General features: G+C 28.7%; 5 protein-coding genes and 1 pseudogene. All 6 read right to left on the bottom strand.

Annotation, left to right across the window (positions count from 1 at the left end; genetic code table 11):
* Positions 1 to 97 precede the first annotated feature (97 nt).
* Positions 98 to 610: pseudogene (locus tag DES33_RS09315) on the bottom strand (hypothetical protein); the annotation flags it as partial.
* A 194-nt stretch (positions 611 to 804) separates the two neighbouring features.
* The gene (locus DES33_RS09310) at positions 805 to 1,278 is read right to left on the bottom strand and encodes a type III toxin-antitoxin system ToxN/AbiQ family toxin (RefSeq protein WP_227930627.1); all 474 of its coding nucleotides are present in this window, start codon (positions 1,276 to 1,278) and stop codon (positions 805 to 807) included.
* Between the two features lie 195 nt (positions 1,279 to 1,473).
* On the bottom strand, positions 1,474 to 3,180 hold the full coding sequence (locus DES33_RS09305; protein WP_110058809.1) for a DNA topoisomerase 3: 1,707 nt from the start codon (positions 3,178 to 3,180) through the stop codon (positions 1,474 to 1,476).
* A 69-nt stretch (positions 3,181 to 3,249) separates the two neighbouring features.
* Positions 3,250 to 3,390, bottom strand: a complete 141-nt coding sequence (locus DES33_RS09660; RefSeq protein WP_170111634.1) for a hypothetical protein — start codon at positions 3,388 to 3,390, stop codon at positions 3,250 to 3,252.
* A gap of 215 nt (positions 3,391 to 3,605) precedes the next feature.
* Positions 3,606 to 4,493: a CD1107 family mobile element protein gene (locus DES33_RS09300; protein WP_110058808.1), complete on the bottom strand. Its 888-nt coding sequence runs from the start codon at positions 4,491 to 4,493 to the stop codon at positions 3,606 to 3,608.
* A 15-nt stretch (positions 4,494 to 4,508) separates the two neighbouring features.
* Positions 4,509 to 5,061 (bottom strand): stalk domain-containing protein (locus DES33_RS09295; protein ID WP_146199879.1); only part of this gene is annotated, 553 nt, incomplete at its 5' end.

Raw genomic sequence — 5,061 nt, 5'->3', positions numbered from 1 at the left:
TTAAAACAAAATTAAACGGAATGTCCCCTGTTATGTACAGATTACATTCCGCTTAAAATATTATTAAATTATTCCGTGTTTACGGGTTCAGGTCATTTTGAATGCTTTTTAAACTTTCATCAGATAGACTTTCTAAAATTTTATTGAATTTTCCTCTAACATTACTTTCTACTAAGGCATCAATTTTATCTTCTTGGCTTAATAGAAGCTTACTATCTTTTTCTTTAAACTTATCTATCAGTTCATCTAGTAAGTTTAAATGCTTTTTGCTATCATATTTCCATAGCTTTACCTCAGAAATATTATGATTAATACTTACTGTTTGCCTTATGTCGAATATATATTTTATCCTTCCACTATCTATATCTAAAAGTGGTATTCCTTTTTCGCCTCTTTTAACGCTTCTACCTATACTTTTCCAATAATCAAATTCTGCACAGGCTGTTGCTTTTGGATCCATATTGTATATAGATATTTGATGTATATATGGATACTTATAGTTATTGCCTGATACCTTTAAATATTCCTCATATTTTTTTATATCTTTCTTAAATTCTTCTTTTGCAAGATAGATTGTTCTACTTAAATCTACTATATCATATCTTGGCATTTTATCCCTCCTCATTATAGTGATAAAAATGAACTAAATTTTTATATATTTATTTATTAAACTTTATTTCTTTCTATTTTTTAAATTTCTGTAAGCAAAAGATAACTTTAAAATGTCATTTACGCTATCTTTTTATTGCAATAAAAAAACGATTGGAATTTTTTACTTTTCTAATCGCTTTAACTGCCTTTATTCTATTGCTTCCAATCCAACATTGCTTTTTCTAACTTTGAAAAATTGCAATTTGCTCTTCTTATAATTCCTGTTTTCTTTTGCTTTTTGTATTTTTTTTCCACCTTTATCAAGACCTTTGTTTTTATTTTTAAACAAAAAGCGTATTCTTTTTGAAATAAGTCTTTATATCTAATATCCTCAAGTTCGTTAAAATCAATTCTTTCATAACAATCAGTCGGTACAGGAATCATTTTCTTAATATCCAATATAGATAATATGTGCATTTTTTCTCTATCAGAATAATATTTGTAGATATCTCCATCTATAGTAATACTATTATCGATCACTTCATAAATCAAAAAATGCTCATCAGAAACATTCTTCCATTTTTTATGTTTTTCCTTTGCAGAAGAAATTGGAATAAAAAAATAGAAAGGTTTTAACCTCTCTGTTTGCTTTAATATTTTACCTTTGGGATGTAGGTAGTGATACACCTTCTTTAATGCTCCACCTTTAACGGTAGCGGGACACCATCTTTATCTGATAAGAGTATAACGTATATTTATAGTAATGTCAAATAAGCAAATTTCCTAATGCCTACTCTTTTATCACTTATATTATACCCTATTTCTTTCATAAATCATTCCTTTCTTCATTCCTATAATTATATTCAAGTTTTTATAATCAATTTACTTATAATATTTACCTATAGTATTTTCTATTTCTTCTTCAATTTCTTTTAAAAAATTCTCTTTATATTCCTTACCCTTTGCTATATCACTTAATCTCATTTCCCATTTTGCTGTTGTCTTTGGAGATTTAAACTCATCTATAACTATAGTCACTAGGTTTAATCCCTTTCTAGTTGATATTAGGTTTTTCTTTTCTCTTTTTATATAACCTTTGTATATCAAATTTTCTATTATTCCCGCTCTTGTAGCAGGAGTACCAAGTCCTTTTCTTTCAACTTCGACATCCTTAACTAATTCATCATTTCCAGCTATTTCCATAGCTTTTAATAGTGTGTCTTCAGTGAAGTGTTTAGGTGGTTTTGTATATTTCTCTTTTATATCTTTATTTTCAATATATAAAAGATCTCCTATTTTTACATCGGGAAGTTGTATATCTTCTTTCTTCTTTGATGTATATTCTTCTAAATATTTTGTAAACCCTTCTTCTGCAATTATTTTATAAGTGTTTATAAATTCAAACCCGTCAAATTCAGCCACTATCTTTGTTGTATTTTCTACAAGTGGATATCCAAAACTTGCATAGAGTTTATTTGTTATAAGTCTATATACTTTGGCTTCACTTTCCGGAAGATTTGAAATATCCTTATTTAATGAACTTATCGTTGGAATTATTGCATGATGATCTGTAACTTTTCCAGAATTAAAAACTACCTTAATTCTTTCTGTGTCAAAATCATTTTTCCCTATAATATTATTTACAGTGCTTTCTATCATGTCTACTGTCAAATATCTTGAATCTGTTCGTGGATAGGTAATATACTTCTTTTCATACAGGCTTTGGGCATAATCTAGGGTTTGTTTTGCACTGTATCCAAAATACTTATTACATTCTCTTTGAAGTGTTGTTAGATCAAAGGGCAGATTAGGCTTTGTAATCTTTTCTTTTTTAATTACATCGGTTATTTCAATTTTTTCTCCGATTAAATTTTTAAGCTGCTCTGCCACTATCTTGTCATCAATTCTATCTGTAGACATTGTAAATCCATTCATGGAAATCTCCACTGTATAATATTTTTCTTTTTTAAAACTATTTATCTCATCATCTCTATTCACAATCATTGATAAAGTTGGTGTTTGTACTCTGCCTACACTATAATTTTCATTATATAGACAGGAGTAAAGTCTACTTATGTTCATTCCAACAAGCCAATCAGCTATGGCACGAGCCTTAGCTGAATCAAAAAGATTATCATAGTTACTTCCATCTTTTAAGTTGCTAAATCCTTCTTTTATGGAAGAGTCTTCCATTGAGGAAATCCAAAGACGTTTCATTTTCTTCTTACAATTTGCCATCATATATACAAGTCTAAAGATAGCTTCTCCTTCTCTACCAGCATCACAAGCATTAATAATGGTGTCAACTTCATTACTATTCATTAGTCTTTTAAGAATATTAAACTGTTTTTTAGTTGTCTTCGTTACCTCATACTTGTATTCTTTTGGGATAATAGGTAAATCTTCAATTCTCCACTTCTTATATCTTTCATCATACACATCAGGATTTGCCATTTGTACTAAATGCCCAACACACCATGAAACAATGTATCCATTCCCCTCATAATATCCATTATTTCTATTTTTTGCTCCTATAACTTTCGCTATTGATGCTGCAACACTTGGTTTTTCTGCGATTACTAATTTCATTTTTCCTCCTTTAATTTTTTAATAAAAAAATGAGAGATTAAATTTTCAATCCCTCATCTTTTTATAGCTCTACTGATTTTTTATTTTTTCTATAATATTTATTCCATTATCTATTACATCTTCAAACTTTATGTCTCTAGCATAAAGATTTTTCTTCGAATAAGAATTCCATCTGTATAAAAAAGCTTGATCCGTTTTTAGCATTCTCATTAAACTGATGATTTTATCTATATCAAATTCTTAATTATACAATCAATCATTTCACTTAGCTTCCCTTATATATTAAGTTTGTGCTGTCGTTTTGTTCATCGTTTTTTATTAAAGTTCCAGAATTCTAATTGTACTTTTCTATCGTATGTTTATAAATTTACACGATAATTAATTTTATTGTTGTCCTTAATCTACTGCTTAAATCATTGAGAAGATTAAAATTCATCTTCATCTGGAATAATTTCTGTATCTTCCTTATCTTCAAGATCATAATCCTCCCCTTCAGATTCATAATCATCTTCTAATTCATTATAATCTTGCTCATCTTCAAAACTTGCTTCTTCATTTTTTTTATAGATTTTGAAGTAATATCCTGCACCCATTACACCAACAATAATTAAACCCATAAATAAATAAAGTCCTATCCCTGATTTCTTTTCTTCTTTTTCTTCTTTCTCCTCTTTCTTCGGTTTTTCCTCCACCGGTTCTTCTTTTTTCACTACTTCTTCTTTTGGCTTTACTTCACTTTCTCCTTCAATCATATTTAGTAGATCTTGTTCTCCAACTTCTGTTAGTAGTTGCACATTTTCTTGATTTTCGGAATGATCTACAATGAGGTGCATAGTTTTTCCACTCTTTGTTTGAAAGGTTAAAAATTGTCTAACATCTATTGGATTTTCCTTTTTTTCATCTCTTGATGTTTGATCTTCTACTTTCGGTGTAATATCCTGTCCATTTTTATCTACATTTTCTATAACTGTTCCTCTTGCCTTATTTTCTTTTGTAGCTAATGGATTAATTGCTTTAGTATTGCCACCTTTAACAAGTTTAGATGGCTTTTCTTTTTTATCTAATTGCTCATTTTTTATGTTATTTTCTTGTATTTTCGGCACTTCCTGATAAGGAATTTTTTGACTCTCATTAGATGGTTCATATACATCTTCATCAAATAAGCTTTCTAATTCTTTACTTTTTTCTGGCAAATAAATATCATTTGACTGATTTTTTATTTCATTATCATTGCTCTTAGCTATGGATATGCTTGGCATACTTAATAGTAAAAGGAGTAGCACTAAGGCTACCCCTAATCTTTTTTTCTTCATAGTTATCTCCTTTTCTTACTTTATATTCTTAAAGACATAAACTGCCTTTCTGCTATTATCCCATTCTATACTTTGATCTTTTTCATCTCTTATATCCCCACAGCTTGCATTAAAAGCTTTAGCTATATTGGAAATTGAAGCATGAATTCTTCCATTTATAATTACAGGTTTAGTGTCAGAATGATAAATGTTTCCTTGACTATCTTTCATAACACCAGTATCTATATTTAATCTTAGAGTTTTTTTAGGTAAGGCTGTATTTTCTTTATTTGAAAAGATAGCCTCTCTCTTACTATCATCATATTCTACATTAAACCCAAGAGTATAGGCTGCATATCTAACAGGTAGCATAATGCGATTATCCTTAATATATGCTTTTACATCCATATACACAGTAGTTTTCTTTCCATCTTTTATAATGTTATAGAAGTTTTTGTCTACTTGGAAAACTGCAAATTCTTTTTCATCTTTAGCTTGTTTTTTACCTTGTTGTTCCTCTTGCTTTTTCATCTTGTTAAGATCAAATTGATTTAGAATATTCTTGTCATCAGCTTTCAAAAGTTCGTCC

Origin of the sequence: Finegoldia magna (assembly GCF_003182075.1) — a bacterium.
Lineage (GTDB): Bacteria > Bacillota > Clostridia > Tissierellales > Peptoniphilaceae > Finegoldia > Finegoldia magna.
The sequence above is the reverse complement of the archived record's forward strand: the minus strand, read 5'-3'. Positions and strand labels throughout refer to the sequence as shown.

Coding starts and splice junctions, on each gene's coding strand:
- DES33_RS09305 (WP_110058809.1), bottom strand. CDS start 3,180: ATGAAATTAGTAATCGCAGAAAAACCAAGTGTTGCAGCATCAATAGCG.
- DES33_RS09660 (WP_170111634.1), bottom strand. CDS start 3,390: ATGAGAATGCTAAAAACGGATCAAGCTTTTTTATACAGATGGAATTCT.
- DES33_RS09300 (WP_110058808.1), bottom strand. CDS start 4,493: ATGAAGAAAAAAAGATTAGGGGTAGCCTTAGTGCTACTCCTTTTACTA.